Raw genomic sequence first — 22,445 nt, 5'->3', positions numbered from 1 at the left:
CTTGCATCTTAAATTGGTCCTTTCCCTTTTGAATCTTTTGTGGTACGATCCAAATCGTTAACCACATTCGTTTGATCGGTTAACAATAAGATTACCAAAATTGAAAGGAATGTTCAAACATGAAATTGTCTTTGCGAGGTATTGTATTTAGCGCACTCATGGCAGCCATACTTGTTATTTTTGGATACATAAGTATTCCCATTGGTTTCTCTCCTGTGCCGATTACATTGCAAACTCTTGCGGTTATGCTGGCAGGCGGACTGCTTGGTCCATTATATGGTTTTCTAAGTATCGCTCTGGTCGTCATCCTGACTGCAATTGGTTTCCCGCTTCTGCATGGCGCAGGTGGACTGGCTGTACTCCTCGGGCCTACCGGGGGATATGTCATGATGTGGCCCTTCTCCGCATTGATCATTGGATTGCTGCTCAGTAAAATCAAATTGAACGGTTTTGTAGGTTATTTCCTCGCCTTTATCGTATTTGAGGTGTTTGGTTCAATGCTGATTTATGTTTCGGGCGTGCCCTGGTTGGCCTATGCTTACAAAATGTCGTTACCCGAGGCCATGATTCAAGGATTCTATCCCTACATCATCGGTGATCTGATCAAAGCCTTGTTCGCTGCAATTATCATCGCACCTGTTCGCATGGTCTTCCCTCCACAGCGACTGACTGGCAACATGAACTCAACGGTTGTACGAGCAGATTCTTAGGACTTCATTGAGTTGAACGCAGCATGTATTGGCAGCAGCTTCCGGCAGTACAGAACATCCAGGTCTACCGCATGACGGAAGACTGCTTTCGGGAAGATCCAATCTACATGATGGGACAGGTTCAGGATCTGGTGAATTTGAATCTGATTGGTTAACAGCCAAAAAGCCGTGTCCACGTAAACAGAAAACATTCTGTTCTACGTTGGACACGGCTTTTGTTCCTATTCCTACTCTTGTTCCGGTCCCTTACCACCATACAGGGTAAGTAACGGTTCTTGAACCCGAACTTGTCCCGTAATCAAAGGAACCACTTCCTCATAATCCGTAGAATTCGTTACAATGATAGGTGTTACTGTATGATAACCTGCTGCCTTGATCTGAGCGATATCGAATTCCAGCAGCAAGTCTCCCGCTTTCACCCGATCACCTTCCTGAATATGTGATGTAAAGTGCTGACCATCTAGCTTCACGGTATCGACCCCGACATGGACCAAAATCTCAGCCCCCGTATCCGATACAACAGCCAGTGCATGTTTCTTCTTGAAAGCTACGGTAATTGTACCATCAAAAGGAGCAACGACTCTGCCGACTGCCGGCTCAATCGCAATGCCTTTGCCCATCGCGCCCGACGAAAATGCCGGGTCAGGTACATCGCTAAGATCCACAATGGTTCCCTCGATTGGGCTGAGTACTTCTTGATCCGATGAAGCCGCTGTTCTTTCGGATGGCTTGGTGGTTTCTGTGCTTTTTTCTTTTTCTTCTTCTTCAACCGGATCTTTGAACCCCATAATGTAGGTCAGTGCAGCCGCAACAACAAAGGATACGCAGATCCCAAGGATCAGTCCAGGGAAGCCCTCTCCACCCGGTCCATAGAAGATCGGTAAAGTCAGCAGGCCTGGAGCGCCCGAAGCGAATGCCTGAGTACCTGCTTGACCAATGATGGCCCCACCTACCGCACCACCGATAACTCCTGCGATGAATGGACGTTTGAGTGGAAGTGTCACACCATAGATGGCAGGCTCGGTAATCCCGAATAGGGCTGTCAGCGTGGATGAACCTGCCAGCGTTTTCAGCTTTTTATTTTTGGTTTTCAGCATAACACCGAAGGCAGCTCCGGTCTGTGCGAAGATGGAAGCTGTCGCAGCTGGCTTGACGCCATCACGTCCATACACAGCAACGTTGTTAATGAATACGGGAATGAGACCCCAATGAATTCCGAAAATAACGAGCAGCTGCCAGCTTGCACCCATAACGGCTCCTGCCAATAACGGGCTGAATCCGAAGGCGGCCACGAGTCCTGATGCAATAGCATTACCTACATATACACCAAATGGACCGAATACGAGCAAAGTAAGTGGAACCATAATGACAAGCAAAAATAATGGAGTGACAAAATTTTTCACACTTTCGTGAAGAACTTTATTGAAGAATTTCTCCAATTTGCTCATGACGATCACTGCCAGAATAATAGGAATAACGGTAGATGAATAGTTCATCAAAATGACAGGAATCCCGAAGAAATCAGTTGGCGTACCCTCCGCCTTGAGTGTAACGATGGAAGGATAGATTAATGCGCCTGCGATCGTCATCGCCACAAACATGTTACCCTGGAATTTGCGGGCGGTTGTAACCGCTAACAGCAAAGGCAGGAAATAAAACAGACTGTCTGCCGCTGCAAACAAGATCTTATACGTGGTTTCCGTCGTTTCCAGCCAGCCGACATTACTTGCAATGAGCAGCAATCCTTTCAGGATACCGGCCCCCGCCATAACCCCTAGCAGCGGAGCAAAAATACTGGAAATCACATCAATAATGCCGCCTAGGCCTTTTGCGGATTTCTTCGGCTTTTCCTTATCGGAAGAGTCATCCAAAATGCTGCTGATCTGACCAATGGCGCTGTAAACTTCAGGCACCTTATTGCCAACGACCACCTGGAACTGACCCCCGTTTTCCTTGACTGCAATGATTCCCTCTGTCTTCTCCAGCTTGGCTTTGTCTGCCTTGGCATCATCCTTCAATACAAACCGCAAACGTGTTGCGCAATGTACGAGTGATACCACATTCTTTTCGCCGCCGACCAGCTCGACAATTTCTTTTGCGAGTTTTTCCTGACTCATGCTGTGCACCCCCATATTTGCTAAAACAGGCATCTTACCGATTTTTTTGCACGCAAAAAACCTAAGCCTTGAGTAAGTTTTGGACACACATCGGGTCCTGTCTTCTCATGACTTAGGTTTTGCCTGCATAACCAGTAACAATCCCAGTTAAATCGTATTCAATTCCTGTTAATCTCATATTATTATGATTTAACCAAATTTGTCAACATTTTAATTATTAACGATTAACGACACGCTCAATGTGGACGGTCAGATACAATTTCTCTTCGTTGGTTAGCTGATGGTTATATTCCTTGTTAACGAACATTTCGATTTTCTCCGTACATGCCGCTGCTTCCGGGTGCTTCTCTTTGATCATGTCATAGAAGTGGTCATAGTTGTTGTCATAATGCGTTCCGCTTAATACCCTCTGGGAGAAGAATTTCAGATGCGTAATGAAGCGAAAATAGCTGAGAGACTCTTCATCGAATTCCATCTTGAAGTGATATTTCGCTATATTAATAATCTGCTGAATAAACTTCGTGATGTTCATCGTTGTAATGACTTCTTCATTCATCTCTGCATTGACAATATGCAGGGCAATATAAGCTGCTTCATCCGGTGGAAGCTCAATATTCAATCTCGACTTGATCTGCTCCAGCGTTTTCAGACCCAATCCGAACTCAGCCTTATACAGCTGTTTGATTTCCCACATCAGTGCATTCTTGATTTCAACCCCTTCACGATATCGTTCAATCGCAAAGTTAATGTGATCTGTTAGGGAAACATAGATATTTTCATTCAAATTGCGGCCGAGATTCTCTCTGGCGTAGGTAATAATTTCCTCCACTATCTCGATTAGTTCCATCGGCACTTCGCGCAGCAGCATTTTGAAATTGTCGGATGTCTGCTTGTTTTTAAGCGCAAATACTTTCTGGATGCGGGTCTCGTCTACTTTATCCCCCGGCTTTTTCTTAAAGGCAATCCCACGCCCCATCACGACAAGCTCTGCTCCATCCGCTTGATAGATGCTAATGACGTTATTGTTGATAACCTTTGCTATTTTCACTTCAATCCCCCCGTCACGATCCACTCTCTTGGCAGTCATATATCACCTTTTGGGCATACAAAAAAAACCTGAAGCATCACAAAATAAACAAGACATGTACGTCTGTTTTTTGGTGCTTAGGTTTTGCCTACTTCAAGTAGTAACAATCCCAAAACGATATAATTGCGTCAAGTATAGCGCGAAGAGACATAGATGTCAACGCTTTCAATGAGGGAACAATCGGAAGTTCCATGAAGGATGGTCCTTCCGATCATATGAGGGAGAATTATCCCGATAATGCACTTTTTACTCTTCACCTAAATTGCTGCCATCCGATTCAATAACGTTTTTGTACCAGTGGAAGCTTTTCTTCTTGATTCGCTTCAGGTCACCCTTACCTTCATTGTCACGATCCACATAGATGTAACCATAGCGTTTTCTCATCTCTCCCGAAGAAGCACTGACAATATCAATGGGTCCCCAGCTTGTATAACCGATAATCTCTACACCGTCCTGCAGAGCTTCACCCATCTCGGCAACATGGCGTTTCAGATAATCAATGCGGTACACATCATCAACCTCACCTTCAGGTGTAACCACATCATTGGCTCCAAATCCATTTTCCACAACAAACAGCGGTTTTTGATATCGGTCATGCAGTTGATTGGCTGTAATACGGATACCTTTGGGATCAATTGTCCAACCCCACTCCGATTTTGCCAAATATGGATTGGCTACTGAACCAAATACATTGCCAGTCGTCATATTTTTGACCACTTCAGGGTCCGTGGAGGTTGTACGACTTGAATAATAACTAAATCCGATATAATCAACCGTATGGTTTTTCAGAATTTCAGCATCTCCTGGCTGCATGGCAATATTCAATCCATGGTCCTTGAAGAAACGTTTGGCATAGCCCGGATACTCTCCTCGCGACTGAACATCAATGAAGAAATAGGACTCCCTGTCTTTCTCCATGCCCTGGAATACATCTTCCGGATTACATGTATACGGATAGAAGCTGCCTGCCGCAAGCATACAGCCGATCATTGCGCCGGGAATTATCTCATGACAGGCTTTAACAGCCAGAGCACTTGCCACCAATTGATGGTGTGCTGCCTGATACTGAATCTCCTTCACATTTTCACCATCCTTGAAGACAAGACCCGCCCCCAGGAATGGCAGATGCAGCAGCATGTTAATTTCATTGAAGGTCATCCAGTATTTCACCTTGTCCTTGTAACGGCTGAATACGGTTTTGGCATAGGTTTCAAAAAGACCCACCAGTTCACGACTTCTCCAACTGCCATATTTCTCAATTAGATTAACCGGTACATCGAAGTGAGCAAGTGTTACTACTGGCTCGATACCATGCTTCAACAGTTCATCGAACAATTGGTCATAAAATTGCAATCCCGCTTCATTTGGCTGTGCATCTTCTCCGGTCGGGAAAATCCGTGCCCATGCAATTGATACACGCAGCGCTTTGAATCCCATCTCGGCAAATAAAGCAATATCCTCAGGATAACGATGGTAGAAATCAATCCCTTCATGTGAAGGATAGAACTCGGTTTCCAGCGGGGTCAATGCAGGAACATTGCCCTTCATGATGCTTCTGCGATTCTCTCCTGTCGGCAGCAAGTCAACAATACTCAGCCCTTTACCATCTTCCAGATAAGCGCCCTCTGCCTGATTGGCAGCAATGGCTCCACCCCACAAAAAGTCTTTGGGAAACTTAAAATTAGTCATCATTCATTCTCCTTCCAAATATGTAATTCAGATATCCGCTCCAATCGCAAGAAACACTAATAAGACAAAATAGAAAAAACCCGAACCAGCCTGGATACACGTTGCAGTGTAAACAAGCCAGCTCAGGTTATGCCCATATCGGTAACATTCCCAGATCACAATTATGCGGATTGGATAAAACTTTAGCAAGGAATAGCTGAATTGTCAATTTTGTTGTGACTTGGGCTGTAGAAGCCGGATTAGATCTTTCAAATTCTTCCCCTAACGTTTATCGAGACGAGTATCCCGCATTCGCGTGAATCGTAGTGCCTGTGATATAGGAGGCGGCGTCAGATGCCAGCCAAAGATGATTCAAAGCACCACGCAACCTGGGTGTATCGATTGCTCCTGAAGCAACCGAGTAACTCGAAGTGAGATAATGCATTCCCCTACGATATTCCATAACTGTCATAATCACTAATTTTCACATGAATTATCATCCAATTATTATGGTATTTTCTTTGAATAAATCATGATATATTTGCATTTCAGAAAACGTTTTCAATACTTAATTTGGTGGTGATTCCATTTAAATCAATCTAGGGTCTTGTTCGATATTGAGCTTAAATCACCCATTTTTGTAAGCGCTCTATTCCTAGTTTAACGATTATAATTACAAAGGAGATTATGTTAATGAACAAAAACCGCAAATCGGTCCTCTCACTCACTATCGTAACAGCAATGATCCTGTCCTTGTTCTCATCCGCCATCGCCTCTGCAGCTACAGATGAGACGGTTCAGACAAGTGCTGCCGCCGCTCCAACTAATATTCAATCCTACGTTACTGCGATGGAGCCGGGCTGGAATCTCGGTAATTCACTGGATGCTGTTGGTGCAGATGAAACGGCCTGGGGTAACCCGCTAATCACTCAGCAGCTGATCCAAAGTATCGCCAATCAAGGCTACAAGAGTATTCGTATTCCAGTGACCTGGCAAGCTCACATGGGTGGAGCACCCAACTACACTATTGATACCGCTTACATGAATAGGGTACAACAGGTTGTAAACTGGGCTCTTGATGCCAATCTGTATGTCATGATCAACATCCATCACGATTCATGGCAGTGGATCAGCTATATGGAGAATGACCATGCCAATGTTCTTGCACGGTACAACTCTGCCTGGACTCAAATTGCAAACAAATTCAAAAATGCCTCCACCAAGCTGATGTTCGAAAGTGTAAATGAACCACGCTTCACCGAAGGTGGTACAACGAATACCGCTACTGCATACGCGTTGCTGGATGAGTTAAATGTATCTTTTCATAAAATCGTGAGAGCATCGGGGGGAAATAATGCAACACGTCCATTGGTCCTCCCAACGTTGCATACCTCTTCCGCTCAACCAGATCTGGATGCATTATCCCAGACGATTGCGAAATTGAATGATCCTAACCTTATCGCTACAGTCCACTACTATGGCTTCTGGCCATTCAGCGTGAATATTGCAGGGTATACGAAATATAATGCTGAAGTGCAAAAGGATATTACGGATACCTTCGACCGTGTGTACAATGCTTTTACTGCCAAAGGCATTCCGGTTATCGTCGGTGAGTATGGCTTGCTCGGCTTTGATCAGCACACAGGCGTCATTGAGCAAGGTGAGAAGTTGAAATTCTTTGAATTCATTGGCCAATACCTCCGTTCGAAGCAAATGACCACCATGTTATGGGATAATGGACAGCATTTCGGCCGTACCAGCTTCACCTGGTCTGACCCTGACCTGTATAACACGATGAAAGCAAGCTGGACAGGTCGTTCGTCCACTGCTGAATCCGATCTGGTATATCTGAAAAAAGGGGCTGCAATTCAGGATAAAACCGTAAAACTGAATCTCAATGGTAATACATTTAGTTCTCTTGTCAATGGTAATACAACCCTTGTGAATGGAACGGATTACACCATCAGTGGTGATGTGCTGACATTGAAATCCAGTCTATTGACCAGACTGACCACTTCCGGCAATCTTGGCGTCAATGCCAAGCTGACCATCAAATTCAACAAAGGCGCAAACTGGAACCTGAATATCATCAAGTATGATACGCCTAAACTGAGTAATGTAACGGGCACAACGAGCTCATTTGCGATTCCGACTACCTTTAATGGCAATCAATTGGCCACCATGGAAGCAACGTATACAAGTGGCGGAAACGCAGGTCCGCAAAACTGGACTTCATTCAAAGAATTTTCCTACACCTTCAGTCCGAATTACAGTAGTAACGTGATTGAACTGAAACAAAACTTTTTCAACGAAACGAATAATGGCGAAGTCATTCTTAAGTTCCACTTCTGGAGCGGAGACATCATTACGTACAAAATTACAAAGAATGGTTCCAGTGTTGTCGGAATCTCTTCCTAATAGGGTTTTACAGCCCAATCTATAACAGATTGGGTTTCACGAAACGTTTTGTCCAGGGCACAGGGCTCTGGACAGAACGTTTTTCATTTTTACGTGGTTAAATCCCACTGGCGATAGGAGAGCACGATCAGGCGACTTCGTTGCCTCAGTCTCATGTTGCGGTTTATCCCCTGCCTTTTGGGCGGTTTATAATAAAAATGAAACATCTCCATTTCCGTAACATAATCGGCAGTATAGTGATAACAATAAGGTGATTTTGCCTATGGAGGTTGGAACGGTGATTGCAAATCCGCACCTTTCTGATGCAATATGCCCTGACGTATTATTCTTTTTGACACCTTCCGTTTCAAAGAAAAGATACATAAAAATGCAAATAAACCCTGGTGATATACACCGGGTCTTTTTGCATTTCTGACCTGTTTTTTTTTTTAATTTTTCTCTTATTGCGGTTCAGTAAATTTCACAATGATTAGTGCTTCCCCATTAGCTTGAACAGGGCCTGTGAAATTAGCCATCACCTGTTCAATCCGATCGTTCCCATGGGGAATGAGCACAGGTGTAATCAATGGAAGTCCTGCAGCCTGAATGGCTTCCATGTCAAATTCAATCAACAGTTGTCCTGCGGTTACGGTGTCGCCGCTATTCACATGTGCGGTAAAACCTTCCCCCTTCAATCCAACCGTGTTAATTCCAATATGCACTAGCATCTGAACACCCGTTTCATGTTCCAGAATTACTGCATGTTTGCTCTTGTTCATCACATGAGCGATGACGCCGTCAAAAGGTGCAAATACTTTACCCTCAGAAGGCTCGATAGCGATCCCTTCTCCCATATGCTTTTCCGAGAATGCAGGATCAGGAACCTGCTCCAAAGCAACGGCTGTGCCGGTCATCGGTGAGGCAATCTCCAGGATACCTACTTTTGTACGATGGTTCACAGCCTGGCTGGCAGATGGGTTTGACTTTTGCGCCGGAACTTCCGACTTGTTCTCTTCTTCTGTATGGCTCGATACTTCCTCCGCAACGGGCTGATCCTTATATCCAAAGAACCAGGTAAGTGCAAAGGCAATACCCATAGCCACCACATTGGACAAAATGTACAAAGGCAATTGACTGTTCAAATACAGCAGAGTTCCCGGAATAACCGTCACCGCCATACCAGTACCTTGCAAGTGGAACAAGGATGCGAGAAATCCACCAACAGCGCCTCCAACAAGCCCCATGATAAATGGTTTCATATACCGCAAGTTAACCCCGAAGATAGCAGGTTCGGTAATCCCAAGAAATGCAGAAAATGACGAAGGAAGTGCGAGTGCTTTCAGCTTTGTATTTTTGGTTTTCAACCCCACCGCCAGACAAGCCGCTCCTTGTGCAGCCATAGCACAGGTAATAATCGCGTTGAACGGATTAAAGCCCGTTTTTTCCAGCAATTGTATCTCCAGAAAGTTAAAGATGTGATGAACACCGGTAACGACAATAATTTGATGAAAGAAGCCAATAATAATACCCGCAATACCAAATGGCAGTCCCAATACGGCAGTCGTTCCATGCAGCACCCACTCCTCCAGGGAATGGAATACCGGGCCGATCGCGAAGAGTCCCAACGTAATCATGACCGTCAGCGTAATAAAAGGGGTAAGAATTAAGTCCAGTGCCTCCGGTACACGTCTTCTCAGAACTTTCTCAAACTTCGCTCCGATCAACCCCACGAAGAACGCAGGCAGCACGGAGCCCTGATACCCGACTACCGGTATGAACCCGAACATATGCAGCGGTTGTGCCGATCCATCGGCCACAGCGTACGCATTTGGCAGCGCCGGATTCACAAGCATCAGACCCAAAACGATACCCAGAACCGGACTCCCGCCAAATACGCGGAACGCAGACCAGGCTACAAGTGCAGGCAGAAATGCAAATGCTGTGTCCGTCAGGATCTGAGTAAATAGCAGGAAATTGGGCGAAATGTCTTCAGGTGTTGCACCAAACAGCGAAAGAATTTCATTCTGAGTGAGCAGCCCCCGCAGCCCCATGAACAGCCCCGTTGCCACGAGCACAGGAATAATCGGTACAAAAACGTCACCAAACGTACGAATGGCCCGTTGAAAAGCATTGCCTTCCTTTTTGCCCTGACTCTTCACGTCTTCCTTGGAAGTTCCCTCGATCCCCAGCTTCTCTACCTCTTCAAATATCCGGTTTACGGTTCCTGTTCCGAAAATGATCTGATACTGGCCCGAGTTGAAAAAAGCCCCTTTCACTTTGTCGATGTTCTCGACCTGCTTCTGATCGATCTTGTCCTTGTCATTCACCATGATCCGAAGACGTGTTGCACAATGTGCAAATGACGCGATATTTTCTTTGCCCCCGATGGCACGAATAACGTCCTGGGCAATCTGCTGATTATCCGACATGGTTCTTCATTCCTCTCACGTTATATCTCTAATAATCCCACTTTGATGCCTGAAATTCTGCCTTGCCTCCATGTGCAAAGAAGCGAATCTCCACACTTTCCTTACTAGGGAAGATACGGCTTGTGAATACTTCTTCTCCATCATTGACAAAGATCTCAACGGAAGAAGAATCCACAAACATATGAATCTTAAGCACGTCTGCATTCAGTGCGCAGCGCTGCACATTTCCATTCGGCTCCGCGAGCGGGGCGCCTGATTTGGAGCGATCCAGGATTACTTTCTGTGCCAAGCGATCATACTGCAACACGGTCTTCTCTTCTGCGCTTGCCCGAAATTCAATGCCTACGGTCTCTGCGTCAAAATCACGGATCTCACATTCCAACTCATAAGCAATTCCAGCAAAATCCGCGAAAGATCGGGTCTCATTATTAAGTGTGAATTGCATATGATTCCCTTCATCATCCCCGCGAAGCTTCACCATTTCAGAGACAGGCTGCTGAATTAACTTGCCCTCCCGAAGTGTCAGCTGCCGCGGAATCGTCAGGCAATGAGCCCATCCACTCTGGTCTGTCGGATACTCCAAATCCGGGAGCCCCATCCATCCCACCAGAATTCGTCGTCCATCCGGCGCCTGCATCGTCTGCGGGGCATAAAAGTCAAATCCGCGATCCAGCTCCTGAAACGGACCATGTTCGAAATGTCTTGTCTGAAGATCCAGTGGTTCGCCAATCAGATAGCCCGACTGAAAAATGTTCTGATACTCATCTCCCTGACTTTCTATTCCTTGAGGAGAAAAGATCAGCACACCCTGACCTTGCAGCTCCATATAATCGGGGCACTCCCACATGTAGCCAAACTTCGGTAGCCCAGTATGAATCTCTCCAAGAAACGTCCAGTTTCTGAGATCTGACGAGCGATATAATACTGTGCACCCGGTCTCATCCACGCGCTGGGCTCCAATCACACAATAATACGTGTCCCCCTGCTGCCATACCTTTGGATCTCGGAAGTGCTCTGTGTACCCAGAAGGTACATCGGAGATTACAGGTTGATCCACTTTGGCTATTGAACCGCTTTCATCCATAATCGCCAAACACTGATACGGATGCCTGATCCACTCTTGATCTCTTGTATTGCCTGTGTACAGCAGATACAGTTGACCTTCTTTTTCAATAGCACTGCCTGAATACGCCCCATGTGAGTCGTATGTGTCACCCGGCTGAATTCCAATTCCGACTTCTTCCCAGTTCACCAGATCCGTTGAACGGGTATGATACCAATATTTCATTCCATGCTCGGTCCCGAGTGGAAACCACTGATAGAACAGATGATAATACCCCTGATAATAAGAGAATCCGTTAGGATCGTTAAGCAGTCCGGTTATAGGCTGGATATGGTAACTCTGTCTCCACGGACATGCTGAGATCAAAGCTTCCAGCTTGCCTATTTCTCCAGGCTCTGCCTGCTCGATTCGTCTGTACCGCTGCTCTCTAGTCATTTTCATAAAAAGTGTTCTCCATCCTCGCGAAAAGTAAAACCTAAATTAGAGGAACCGGTTCCAATGTACTTAAAAAAATAATTCCATATGGCTTTGTCGCCTGCACCGTGTTCCCATATCCGTATTGGATATTTGGTGTGGAACCGGTTCGATGGAATTATCATATAGGATTCATTTATATCTTGTCAACGCTTTCTCGTGGAATAATCTCCACATCAAGGATCGTGCACTGTTCCACTGGCTCGCCTTTTACCAGACGAATAATGTGCTGGGCCGCCACTTGACCTGCCTCAAAATAATGATATTTCACCGTCGTTAGCGTAGGATGAATCATCTCGGTAATTTCATAACCACCAAATCCGGTAACCGAGAGATCCTGGGGAATTCGTACCTTGTTGGAAAAAGCAATTTTCATCACACCCAGTGCGATATTATCCGTTGCGCCCACAATAATGGTCGGTTTGCTTTCTTTCATAATCGCTTCTGCGGTAACTATAGCTTCGGACATTTTGAAGCTTGTCTCATAATACGTCACATCACATCCGCCACATTCGTCAATTGCACGCTTGAACCCCTGTTTGCGATGGATACCCACCGCCTGATCTTTCTCGGTCACACCCATATAGACGATCTTCCGATGGCCTTTTTCCACAACATGCTTACCCATCTCATACCCCGCCTGATCATCATTATGAACCAGACTGTGCAGCTGTTTATGCTGCTGTCCTACTAAGAGGACCGGAATCCCGATGTCTTCAACGGCTTTCAGATGTGCATCGGTCACTTCGGCGGCTAGCAGAATAATGCCTGACACTTTTTGTCTGGCAAAATCATATATTGCATCAATCTCGCGTTGCATATCCTGGCTCGTATTCGCGATCAGCATCTGATACTGATTATTTCTTAATTCTTCATCGATGCCAATCAATGTCTGGGAGGTTGCAAAGGAATCCAGACGAGGAACAACCGTTCCAATAATACTGGTTTTTTTGGCTTTAAGACTCTGTGCAAACGTATTGGGTACGTAATTATATTGTTTAATAATGCGCTCAATTTTCTGCCGTGTATCTTCACTAACAGAACCACCATTCAGGAAACGAGAGACTGTACTCTTCGCTACGCCTGCCATTTGGGCGATATCCGAAATCGTTTTATTCATAATTTCTCCTCTTATTCACATTCGCATGCATTCACTTATATTATACTTCGAATGGCAGACCCTTGCGAATACTATTCCCATGAAGCTATTAGTAAATCACACAGGACACTGGAAGAAGATGTATAATGCGTCACGGTAAAGCGTTATTGATGCATGGCATTAATTCAGCTTCTTGCAGACAAGGAACGTGAGATGCTAGTATAACTTCAATTCGTAACGTGCATCATGAAATACAGCACAGAACATCATTATTCATACAGGCTATGACGGAAAGAGTACGCGGAGTTATCGTTCATTACAGGGACGCGGTGCCGAAGACTGAGAGCACCCGAAAGGAACATGCCGCCGAAGTTCACTCCCGAGCCGATTGCTGAAGAGCTGCTCCTCAAGGTACAGCTTCTAGGACAATCCGTTCCTTGCGTTAAAAGGTCAAAGTGAGAAACAGATCGGCTGTATTCAATCAGCAGGACCGTTTCTAATTAGGGTGGTACCACGGCTTCTTCGTCCCTTACGGATGAAGGGCCTTTTTGTGTTTTTTGCATAAACCTATATTGAAGGAGTGGATCAGAATGGATCAAAGCAAGAACTTGGAACAATTAAGAGGCCGATTGAGTGAAATTAACCATAACCTCCTGCACTTGTTGTCTGAACGGGCCCAAATTACACAGGAAATTGGTCAAATCAAGGAAAAACAGGGTGTACCCAAGTTTGATCCGGTTCGCGAAAAAGAAATGCTGGAGGAACTGACTGCGGCTAACCCGGGGCCTTTCCAAGACGATGCCATCAAGCTCCTTTTCAAACAAATTTTCCAAGCCTCCCTGAACCTTCAGGTCGACGAACACAAGAAACAACTACTCGTTAGCCGCAAAAATCAGCAGGAAGATACGGTCGTCTCCATCGGAAACGTCAAGGTAGGTGCAGGCAAACCGATCATGATTGCTGGACCGTGCTCGGTTGAAAGTTACGAGCAGGTACGCGAGGTCGCCGCAGCGCTGAAAGCAGCCGGCATTACCGTGATGCGCGGAGGTGCATTCAAACCTCGTACTTCTCCATATGACTTCCAGGGACTCGGAATCGAAGGTTTGAAAATTCTGAAGGAAGTTGCCGATGAGTTCGGGCTGAAGACCATTAGTGAGATTGTGCATCCAAGTCATATTGAACTGGCTGGCGAATATATTGATGTGATCCAAATCGGTGCCCGTAACATGCAAAACTTTGAACTGCTCAAGGCTGCGGGAGATGTAAACATCCCTATTCTGCTGAAACGCGGGTTGTCTGCAACCATTGATGAATTCGTGCATGCTGCGGAATATGTTGTCTCTCGGGGTAACAAACAAGTTATGCTGATTGAACGAGGCATTCGCACGTATGAAAAAGCAACCCGAAATACACTCGACATCTCTGCTGTACCGATTTTGAAACAGGAAACCCACCTGCCTGTCCTTGTGGATGTCACCCACTCTACCGGTCGCAAAGACATTCTCGCTCCTTGTGCCAAGGCAGCTCTGGCAGCGGGTGCAGATGGTGTTATGGTTGAGGTTCATCCAAATCCGGCGGTGGCCCTCTCGGATAGCGCACAGCAATTAAACATCGAGCAATTCAACCAGTTCCTCACATCTGTGAGACAATCGGGGTTGCTGAAGGATCAATAAGTTAATTAACAAACAATAAAAGCCTGACTAAAATGTGTGGTCATACAAATGCTGTATGAACACACATTTCTCAGGCTTTTGATCATCTTAATTTCCTAGCAGGAGTCTCTGTTCCAGTACATGACACGCTGCAGCTTTGACAGTATTCTCCCTTTCCTCATACTTCAATAATAATGGGCAGGATCATCGGTCTTCGTTTCGTCTGAGCGTAGATGTAATGACCGATCTCGTCTTTCAGCTTTCTTTTGATCACATTCCATTGATTCGCTCCGCTTTCGGTTAGTTCATTCATCTTGTTTTGAACCAGCTCATGAAGCTCTTTCATGAATTCCTCGGAGTCTTTCACAAATACAAAACCTCTGGAGATAATTTCAGGTGATGTAACCATATGCTTCTCCGTTTTGCTCAGCGTAGCCACAATCACCAACATTCCATCGGAGGACAGTTGCCGGCGGTCACGCAGCACGATATTACCGACATCGCCCATGAGCAGACCATCAACCAGACTGTTGCCTGAAGCAATTTTGGGACCCGGAGAAGCAACGCCATCATTGTACTGAATCATATCTCCATTATTCACGATAAATACATGATCTCGTTCAATCCCCACAGATTCCGCGAGCTGTCTATGCTGATACAACATACGGAACTCGCCGTGAACAGGAATCAGATAATCAGGCTTCATCAGGGTCAGCATCAGTTTGAGTTCTTCCTGGCTACCATGTCCTGATACATGCATGCCTGCTGCGCCGCTTGAACCATACATAACGCGTGCACCGAGCACATACAGATTATCAATGACATGAGCAAGATTGCGCTCGTTTCCCGGGATCGCACCAGCGGCAATGATAACAGTATCTCCAGGTGCAATCTTCACATGAGGATGTTTGGAGGCCGCCAGGCGGGATAATGCAGCCATCGTCTCACCCTGACTTCCCGTACAGAGCACAACGACCTCATCAGGTGGAAACTGGTCCGAATCCATTGCTTCAATGAGCAGCCCCTCAGGAACATCCAGGTATCCCAGTTCACTGGCAACGGACACCACATTGATCATACTTCTGCCCAGCAGTGCCAACTTGCGTCCCGTTTCGAATGCTGCATTTACAATTTGCTGTACCCTGCTTACGTTGGACGCAAAGGTTGATATAAATACTTTTTGTTTGGCACGAATGAACGCATCCAATATGTGATCACCAACGATACGCTCGGAAGGCGTGAATCCGGGTCTCTCTGCATTGGTGCTTTCGGACAGCAGCACGTGAACACCTTGTTTGCCAATCTCGGCCATACGATGCAGATCGGGATATGGCCCATTAACAGGTGACAAATCAAACTTGAAATCCCCGGTATGGACGACATTGCCGCCTGGAGTCTGAAAGAAAATGCCGAGACAATCCGGTATGCTGTGACTGGTCGCAAAAAAAGAAACCTCAATGGCACCCAGCGTAATACTGGATTTGGAGTCAACCGTGTGGATCTCCGCTTTGCGCAGCAGCCCATGCTCTTTCAGTTTAAGCTCAATTAATCCTCGTGTCAGTCTGGACGCATACACAGGGATATTGATTTGCTTTAACAAATAAGGAATGCCTCCAATGTGGTCTTCATGTCCATGAGTAACCACAAGCGCTCTCACCTTGTCCTGATTTTCCAGCAGATACGTTACATCCGGAATGATAAGATCGATCCCCGGCAGGGTTTCATCCGGAAATTTGGAACCACAGTCGATGACAATAATGTCCTGATTATACTGGATAAGGTACATATTCTTGCCAATTTCATTCAATCCGCCAAGAGCAGCAATATACAATTTGTTTTGGGTGAGATTCAAATCGGATTGATCCTCCTCTGCGTTGCAATAATGACAATAATGCGTTGCATTTTTTATGTATTTTTAGTATGGAAATTTTGAGCCCAGTTATGCATCGCGCAGCTTTTTTCTCATACAAAAAGGCCACAGCGAAGGGTTCTCCACTGTGGCCTGCATTATCTGATTCATGATTAATATGATGACATGCTAAACGAGAGACTTATCGCGCTGAAGCAGAACTTCCTGCTCATACGTTTTGATCTCAGCAATCCACTGTTCACGTACAGGCACTTGCTGTTGAGCACAATAATAATCCCAAATCGCGCCAAAAGGATAGGACTTGAACTCTTCCGTCAAAGCAAGGCGAAGCGTATAATCCCCGGCCAGTTCAGCTGATTTCAGGGCATCCACAGGTTCCAACATTGCACGTAGCAGTGCTTTAATCGTATTACGTGTGCCGACCACCCACGCAGCAACCCTATTAATGCTTCCATCAAAGAAATCGAGTCCAATATGTGTCGTTGGAAGCAGATCATGACGTACCAGTTCGCGGGCGATTTCCAGCAGCTCATCATCCATAATGACAACATGGTCACTGTCCCAACGCATTGGACGGCTGACATGCAGCAGAATACCGCTGGTAAACAGGGCCAGCGAAGACAATTTGTTGGATATCACTTCCGTTGGATGAAAATGTCCAGCATCAAGGCAGATTAACGTATCATTTTGCAGTCCATAGCCCATATAGAATTCATGCGAACCCACAACATACGCTTCGGAACCAAGGCCAAAGAGCTTGCTCTCTACTGCATCCAGATGATACTTCGGATCAAGTTTCTCAGCAAATACTTCATCCAGCGAATCCTTCAGCCGCTTCCGCGGTGTCATCCGATCGATCGGATTATCCTTGAAACCGTCCGGTACCCACACATTGGTTACACAGGTCTGACCCAGCTGCTCACCAAAGTAAGCGCCAATGCGGCGGGATGCTTTGCAGTGATCGATCCAGAACTTGCGAATCTCCGGATCAGGGTGACTTAGCGTGAATCCGTCACTTGATTTTTCATGAGAAAAGCAGGTTGGATTGAAATCCAGACCGAGCCCCTGTTCTTTGGCCCATTTTACCCAGTTCTCATAGTGCTTTGGCTCAATCCGATCCAGCTCCACTTGTTCGTCCGTATCCGCGTAAATCGCATGCAAATTAACTTTATGTTTGCCGGGAATCATGGAGAATGCTTGCTCCAGGTCTGCCCGAAGCTCTGCAGGCGTCGTTGCAGCCCCCGGATACTGTCCTGTAACGGATATTCCGCCCGTAAGTTCCCCGTCTTTATTCAGAAAGCCTTTTACATCGTCCCCTTGCCAACAGTGGACAGACACTTTGATCTCTGCGAGTTTCTTCAACACTTCATCCGTATCAATTCCATGCTGCGCATATAATGATTTGGCTGCTTCATATGCTTGCTTGACTTGATTTTCCATGTGCGAGAACCCTCCTTATTATCGTGTAAATGCTGCCGGCACACCGCCATCAATGGTCATCATGCATCCAGTTGTTTTTTCCGATCTGGAAGATGCGAAGAAGGCAATGCCTTCCGCAATGTCTCTTGGATAAATATTGACGAGCAAAGTTGTACGTTTACGATAGTACTCTTCCAGTTGGTCCGGTTCGATGCCGTAGGCTGCTGCACGTTCATTTCTCCATGAACCGTTCCAGATCGCTGAACCTTGCAGGATGGCATCCGGAAGAATGGTATTCACACGAATACCGTATTCCCCACCTTCCGCCGCGATGCAGCGAGCCAAATGAGCCTCAAGTGCTTTGGCCGAGCTGTAAGCAGAGGCGCTTTTACCCGCATACACCGAGTTTTTGGACCCGATAAATACCATACTGCCGCCAATCCCCTGCTGTTTCATCAATTTGAAGGCCTCACGCGCCACAAGGAAATACCCCGTACCCAGCACACTCATATTCAGGTTCCATTCCTTTAACGAGGTTTCGTCAAATGGACTCGAGGTGGCCAAGCCCGCATTGTTCACGATGATATCCACTCCGCCATATTGGACAGCAACTTCGGCATATGCTGATTGCACAGCTTCCTCATCGGTTACATCCATCTTCAATGCATATGCGCGATTCGCACCATATTGGTCGTTAATTTCCTGAGCTACCTTCTGCGCTCCTTCAAGGTTAAGGTCCGCGAGAACGACGTGCGCCCCTTCAGATACTAATCTGCGTGCTGTTTCACTTCCAATTCCACCGGCACCCCCGGTAATGAACGCCACTTTGCGGGAAAATTCGGTCTCTGCCGGAGCAAGCGATAATTTGTACAGCTCAAGCGGCCAGTACTCTACATTGTAGGATTCATTGGCGCTGAGGGATACGAATTGGCCCAAACTTGTCGCACCACGCATCACGGCAATGGCTCTATGATACAATGCCCCGCTTACCTGGGACAGCGCCCAGCTCTTGCCTGTGTTGATCATGCCCACACCCGGGATGAGAATGACACGAGGTCCAGCTTCGAACATCACGTCACCTTCGTTTTTGTTACTTTCAAAATACGCTTGATATTGTTCTTTGTAGGCGGCTACGCCTTCCACCAGCTTGGATTTCAGCCCTTCGATATCCTCCGCGTCCGGTGTCCAATCAATGAATAAAGGTACCACTTTGGTGTGAACCAAATGATCCGGGCACGCCGCGCCCACCTGTGACAGCTCTGGTGAGTCCACTCCTCCAACAAAGGCAAGCACATCCTCCTGATCGTCAAAGGACAAAATCATTTTTTTGCTATCCGATACCGCTCCCCGAATGGTCGGCATTACTTTGGATACGATCTGACGACGAACTTCTGCCTCAAGCGCGGGATGTTTTTCTCCGCCAAACAGGCTTTCTTCATCAACATGTGCTTCGATGAAGGCTTCCGCTTCATTAATTATTTTGATCGTCTGCGCGTAACATTCTTCGGAGGTTTCTCCCCAAGTCACGAGTCCATGCTTCTCCATCAGAACCAGTTCGGCGTTTGGATTTGAGAATACGCTTTCAGCAATCATCTTGGATAGTGTGAATCCGGGACGCACATAAGGAACCCATACAAATCGGTCCCCGTAAATCTCTTTCGCCAGTTCTTTTCCGTTATCTGCACAACACAGACTAATAATTGCATCCGGATGGGTATGGTCCACATGTTTATATGGAAGGAACGCATGCAGCAACGTCTCAATGGATGCACGTGGATGTTTGGAATCGATCATGCAATGTCCCTGATATTCAACCATCTCTTCATCCGACATGGATTCACGTTCGATTAATGGACGAATGTCTTCAAGACCAAGGCCTGTAAAATGCTTAGCTTGCATAGAAGCTAGGTCAGATCCGCTGCCTTTTACATACATCACTTCTATATCACGGCCGCGAAAATCTTTCACCGTCGTTTTGGTAGACGTGTTGCCTCCGAAAATGTTACATACACGACGATCTGCACCAATCAGATTGGATCGATAGACCAGTTGCTCCAGTCCCGTTGTTTTCTCCGAAGCCTGTGATGAATTCCATAAACTCTGTACCATTGGTTCCCCTCCGATAATGTTTGTTTTATTCCTAATGTGAGTTTATCATCTTTGTTTTGTTTTGAAAACAAAATTTTTTAAATATAAACGGAAAAATTCAAAAGGGAATTGTTTTAATGATTCACTATTAAAGAAACACCCTGACGTATTGGTCAGAGTGTTTGGGTGAGATTGTATCTTCCAAAGAAGCTTGAATGCTTCTCGGTGATTGTGTGAAGCTTGTATGGAAAGATAGATCCTAGTAGATCCCTGCTTTTTGGGATGTATTTTTAATTCCATAGGTGTCGTTAACGACCGTGTTGCCAAAGCTTGTCAAACTTCCGTTAGGACCCGTAGCCAAGTCGAGATAGCTCAGATCGGAGTTGTTGCCATACCATGACCAAGCGAGCCAGCCTACGCCTTTTTCCTGACCATATTTCATGATCGCATATTCATCGACATCCCCGTTCGTGTGATATCCACCAAACTCACCGATGATCAGGGCCAATCCTTTGTTCAGCACGCTTTCCATGTTGGCTTTGACGGTTGCCGCATCTTTGCCGGCATATTCATACATGTGAATGGAGAATACCGTGTTTTTCTGTGAATCTGCTGCAAATACACTTTGTCCATAATCCACGATGGATTGTGGGTACTGCCCCCAGCCGGCTGCATCCACAATCAATGTATTGTTAATACCGGCATTTCTTAACTTCGGAATCGCCTTTTTGTATCCATCAGCCCAGGCACTGCCGTTCCATGTTCCATACCATTCATTCGCAATATTTACGATAACCCTGTCTTCTTTGCCAATGAGTGCTTCCTTGATGCTAATCCAGTAGTTCACCGCTGCATCCAACGAATTATAGTCATCCTTACCTGTTGCATCATGTACTTCAAGCACCGCAATCATTTTGTTTGCGCTTACAACATTAATGATGTTTTTAACGGCGTTCAGATCGTCTTTCGTGTACTGTACACCATTGGACAGCACAATTCGTACGGTGTTGGCACCTGTTTTGGCAATCGCAGGGATAGCCTTGTTCAGGTCATTTTTAAACCAGGAGTGTCCATGATTGACACCTCTCATAACAAATGCCTTACCAGTGGAATCGTACAGTTTGCCCCCACTTACATAAAATCCTGTAGCAGCAGACGCTTTGGGCGCAGAACTCCCCAAAAACACTAACATAAGTGCAGCTATTACGGCGAAGACTGTACACTTTTGCAACTTGACCATTCGTTTGAACCTCCCACATTTATTTGTTTATTTCAATTAACCCTGCTCAAAGCAATAAGTTAACTAAAATCAAAAGTAGCTCACAGTCGCAAAAGGTTATAAAGACAAATAAATAACTTAATACAATACAAATATTTTAAATTTATTTACCTTATCGTTAAGGTTATGGACATATAATAAAATGAAAACGCTTACCGGTCAAGTTATTTTTACCATGATAAGGAATTAATTTTAGCTCCACAGCAAAGAGAGTACCTCATTCACCGATAAAAGAAGTGAAAAGGTACTCTCTTTGTTCTATGGAAGGTCAATGAACCTTATCTGCGCCGGGCAAAATCTACAAATCTGAACTTGTCCGGGCGATGCCTTGCCTCTGTGAACTGGAACTGACTGGCATTCTCCAGGTAAACCTGGCTTCTAACTACGACTACATTGTGAAACCCTTCCAGATCAAGAAATTCCCTATCCTCAGCAGTTGGCTCCTCCACCAATATTTCCTTTTTCGCAAAAGAAATGGTTAAACCCAGCTCTTCTTCAATGTACTCAAAGATGGAGTCATTACATATTTCTTTGCTCAAACCGGGAATAAGTCGCTGGCTTATATGGTCCTTGTCCAGAATGACATGTTCGCCATCGACTTGGCGCACACGTCTGATCTCCCAGACCTTTTCATTCAGACCAAAATTGATTTTTTTGAACAAGGCCTGATCAACCTTTTTTTCTTCAAAAACCTTAACGTACGTTTTGGCCCGATGTCCCATTTTTTTAGCCAGTTCCTTGAAGCTTACAAGACCCGAAATAGGAAAATCGATTTTACGTATATCCAGTACAATGGAGCCCTTGCCTTGAATCTTCTGAATATAACCTTCTTCAGACAGCATTTTCAGCGCCTTGCGAATTGTTTCTCTGGACGTTTGATAGCTTTCCGATAGATCCAGTTCCGATGGAAGCAATGTACCTGCTTCAATTTCTCCAGTCCGAATACGAGCTGCAATATCTTCATAGATTCGGATAAATTTATTATTCATCATTCATCACCACTGTCCATTACCCTTTTTTGTCATATTAGCTACCTATTATAACATTAAAGTCGAACAACCGATAATGTAGCTACTGAAGATGATGTAAGGAT

General features: G+C 45.6%; 15 protein-coding genes. 4 read left to right on the top strand and 11 right to left on the bottom strand.

Annotated elements, in window-relative coordinates:
- Positions 1-119 precede the first annotated feature (119 nt).
- Together QP794_RS12310 and QP794_RS12305 are read left to right on the top strand one after the other, a co-directional pair.
- Positions 120-710, top strand: coding sequence for a biotin transporter BioY (locus tag QP794_RS12310; protein WP_079344298.1), 591 nt, complete (start codon positions 120-122; stop codon positions 708-710).
- A gap of 23 nt (positions 711-733) precedes the next feature.
- The gene (locus tag QP794_RS12305) at positions 734-865 is read left to right on the top strand and encodes a hypothetical protein (protein WP_285076868.1); all 132 of its coding nucleotides are present in this window, start codon (positions 734-736) and stop codon (positions 863-865) included.
- Positions 866-937: 72 nt separating this feature from the next.
- Here QP794_RS12305 and QP794_RS12300 read toward each other — a convergent pair whose 3' ends face one another.
- The 3 genes from QP794_RS12300 to QP794_RS12290 form a co-directional block, all read right to left on the bottom strand.
- A complete protein-coding gene (locus QP794_RS12300) occupies positions 938-2,827 on the bottom strand; it encodes a beta-glucoside-specific PTS transporter subunit IIABC (RefSeq protein ID WP_285076866.1) in 1,890 nt (629 codons plus the stop codon).
- Between the two features lie 217 nt (positions 2,828-3,044).
- Complete coding sequence (licT, locus tag QP794_RS12295; RefSeq protein ID WP_090807446.1) at positions 3,045-3,875, bottom strand: BglG family transcription antiterminator LicT; 831 nt, start codon at positions 3,873-3,875, stop codon at positions 3,045-3,047.
- Positions 3,876-4,160: 285 nt separating this feature from the next.
- Positions 4,161-5,603: a 6-phospho-beta-glucosidase gene (locus QP794_RS12290; protein ID WP_285077454.1), complete on the bottom strand. Its 1,443-nt coding sequence runs from the start codon at positions 5,601-5,603 to the stop codon at positions 4,161-4,163.
- A 672-nt stretch (positions 5,604-6,275) separates the two neighbouring features.
- Here QP794_RS12290 and QP794_RS12285 point away from each other — a divergent pair.
- Positions 6,276-8,000 (top strand): cellulase family glycosylhydrolase, encoded by a 1,725-nt coding sequence (locus QP794_RS12285; RefSeq protein WP_285076864.1) that lies wholly within the window; start codon positions 6,276-6,278, stop codon positions 7,998-8,000.
- A gap of 440 nt (positions 8,001-8,440) precedes the next feature.
- Here QP794_RS12285 and QP794_RS12280 read toward each other — a convergent pair whose 3' ends face one another.
- From QP794_RS12280 to QP794_RS12270, 3 genes are all read right to left on the bottom strand, one after another.
- Positions 8,441-10,408 carry a sucrose-specific PTS transporter subunit IIBC gene (locus QP794_RS12280; protein WP_285076862.1) on the bottom strand — a complete coding sequence of 656 codons (1,968 nt, stop codon included), beginning with the start codon at positions 10,406-10,408 and terminating at the stop codon, positions 8,441-8,443.
- A gap of 28 nt (positions 10,409-10,436) precedes the next feature.
- Positions 10,437-11,912: a glycoside hydrolase family 32 protein gene (locus QP794_RS12275; protein ID WP_285076861.1), complete on the bottom strand. Its 1,476-nt coding sequence runs from the start codon at positions 11,910-11,912 to the stop codon at positions 10,437-10,439.
- 169 nt (positions 11,913-12,081) lie between these two features.
- Positions 12,082-13,065: a LacI family DNA-binding transcriptional regulator gene (locus tag QP794_RS12270; protein ID WP_285076859.1), complete on the bottom strand. Its 984-nt coding sequence runs from the start codon at positions 13,063-13,065 to the stop codon at positions 12,082-12,084.
- 569 nt (positions 13,066-13,634) lie between these two features.
- On the opposite strand from QP794_RS12270, the gene QP794_RS12265 reads away from it, so the two are divergent.
- Positions 13,635-14,717 carry a bifunctional 3-deoxy-7-phosphoheptulonate synthase/chorismate mutase gene (locus QP794_RS12265; RefSeq protein WP_024633852.1) on the top strand — a complete coding sequence of 361 codons (1,083 nt, stop codon included), beginning with the start codon at positions 13,635-13,637 and terminating at the stop codon, positions 14,715-14,717.
- A 157-nt stretch (positions 14,718-14,874) separates the two neighbouring features.
- Here the strand turns inward: QP794_RS12265 and QP794_RS12260 are convergent, their stop codons facing one another.
- The 5 genes from QP794_RS12260 to treR all read right to left on the bottom strand — a co-directional run bounded on the left by QP794_RS12260 (position 14,875) and on the right by treR (position 22,341).
- Entirely contained in the window at positions 14,875-16,548 is a 1,674-nt protein-coding gene (locus QP794_RS12260; RefSeq protein ID WP_285076857.1) for a ribonuclease J, read from the bottom strand.
- Between the two features lie 186 nt (positions 16,549-16,734).
- On the bottom strand, positions 16,735-18,006 hold the full coding sequence (gene rhaA, locus QP794_RS12255; RefSeq protein ID WP_285076855.1) for an L-rhamnose isomerase: 1,272 nt from the start codon (positions 18,004-18,006) through the stop codon (positions 16,735-16,737).
- Positions 18,007-18,024: 18 nt separating this feature from the next.
- Positions 18,025-20,094: a bifunctional aldolase/short-chain dehydrogenase gene (locus QP794_RS12250; protein ID WP_285076853.1), complete on the bottom strand. Its 2,070-nt coding sequence runs from the start codon at positions 20,092-20,094 to the stop codon at positions 18,025-18,027.
- 238 nt (positions 20,095-20,332) lie between these two features.
- Positions 20,333-21,265 (bottom strand): glycoside hydrolase family 5 protein, encoded by a 933-nt coding sequence (locus QP794_RS12245; protein WP_483311907.1) that lies wholly within the window; start codon positions 21,263-21,265, stop codon positions 20,333-20,335.
- Between the two features lie 365 nt (positions 21,266-21,630).
- Positions 21,631-22,341, bottom strand: coding sequence for a trehalose operon repressor (gene treR / locus QP794_RS12240; RefSeq protein WP_285077452.1), 711 nt, complete (start codon positions 22,339-22,341; stop codon positions 21,631-21,633).
- Positions 22,342-22,445: the final 104 nt, after the last annotated feature.

It is taken from the genome of Paenibacillus sp. UMB7766-LJ446, from assembly GCF_030226665.1.
Lineage (GTDB): Bacteria > Bacillota > Bacilli > Paenibacillales > Paenibacillaceae > Paenibacillus > Paenibacillus vandeheii.
Note: the sequence above shows the minus strand (reverse complement) of the source record. Positions and strands in the feature narration are given on the sequence as shown.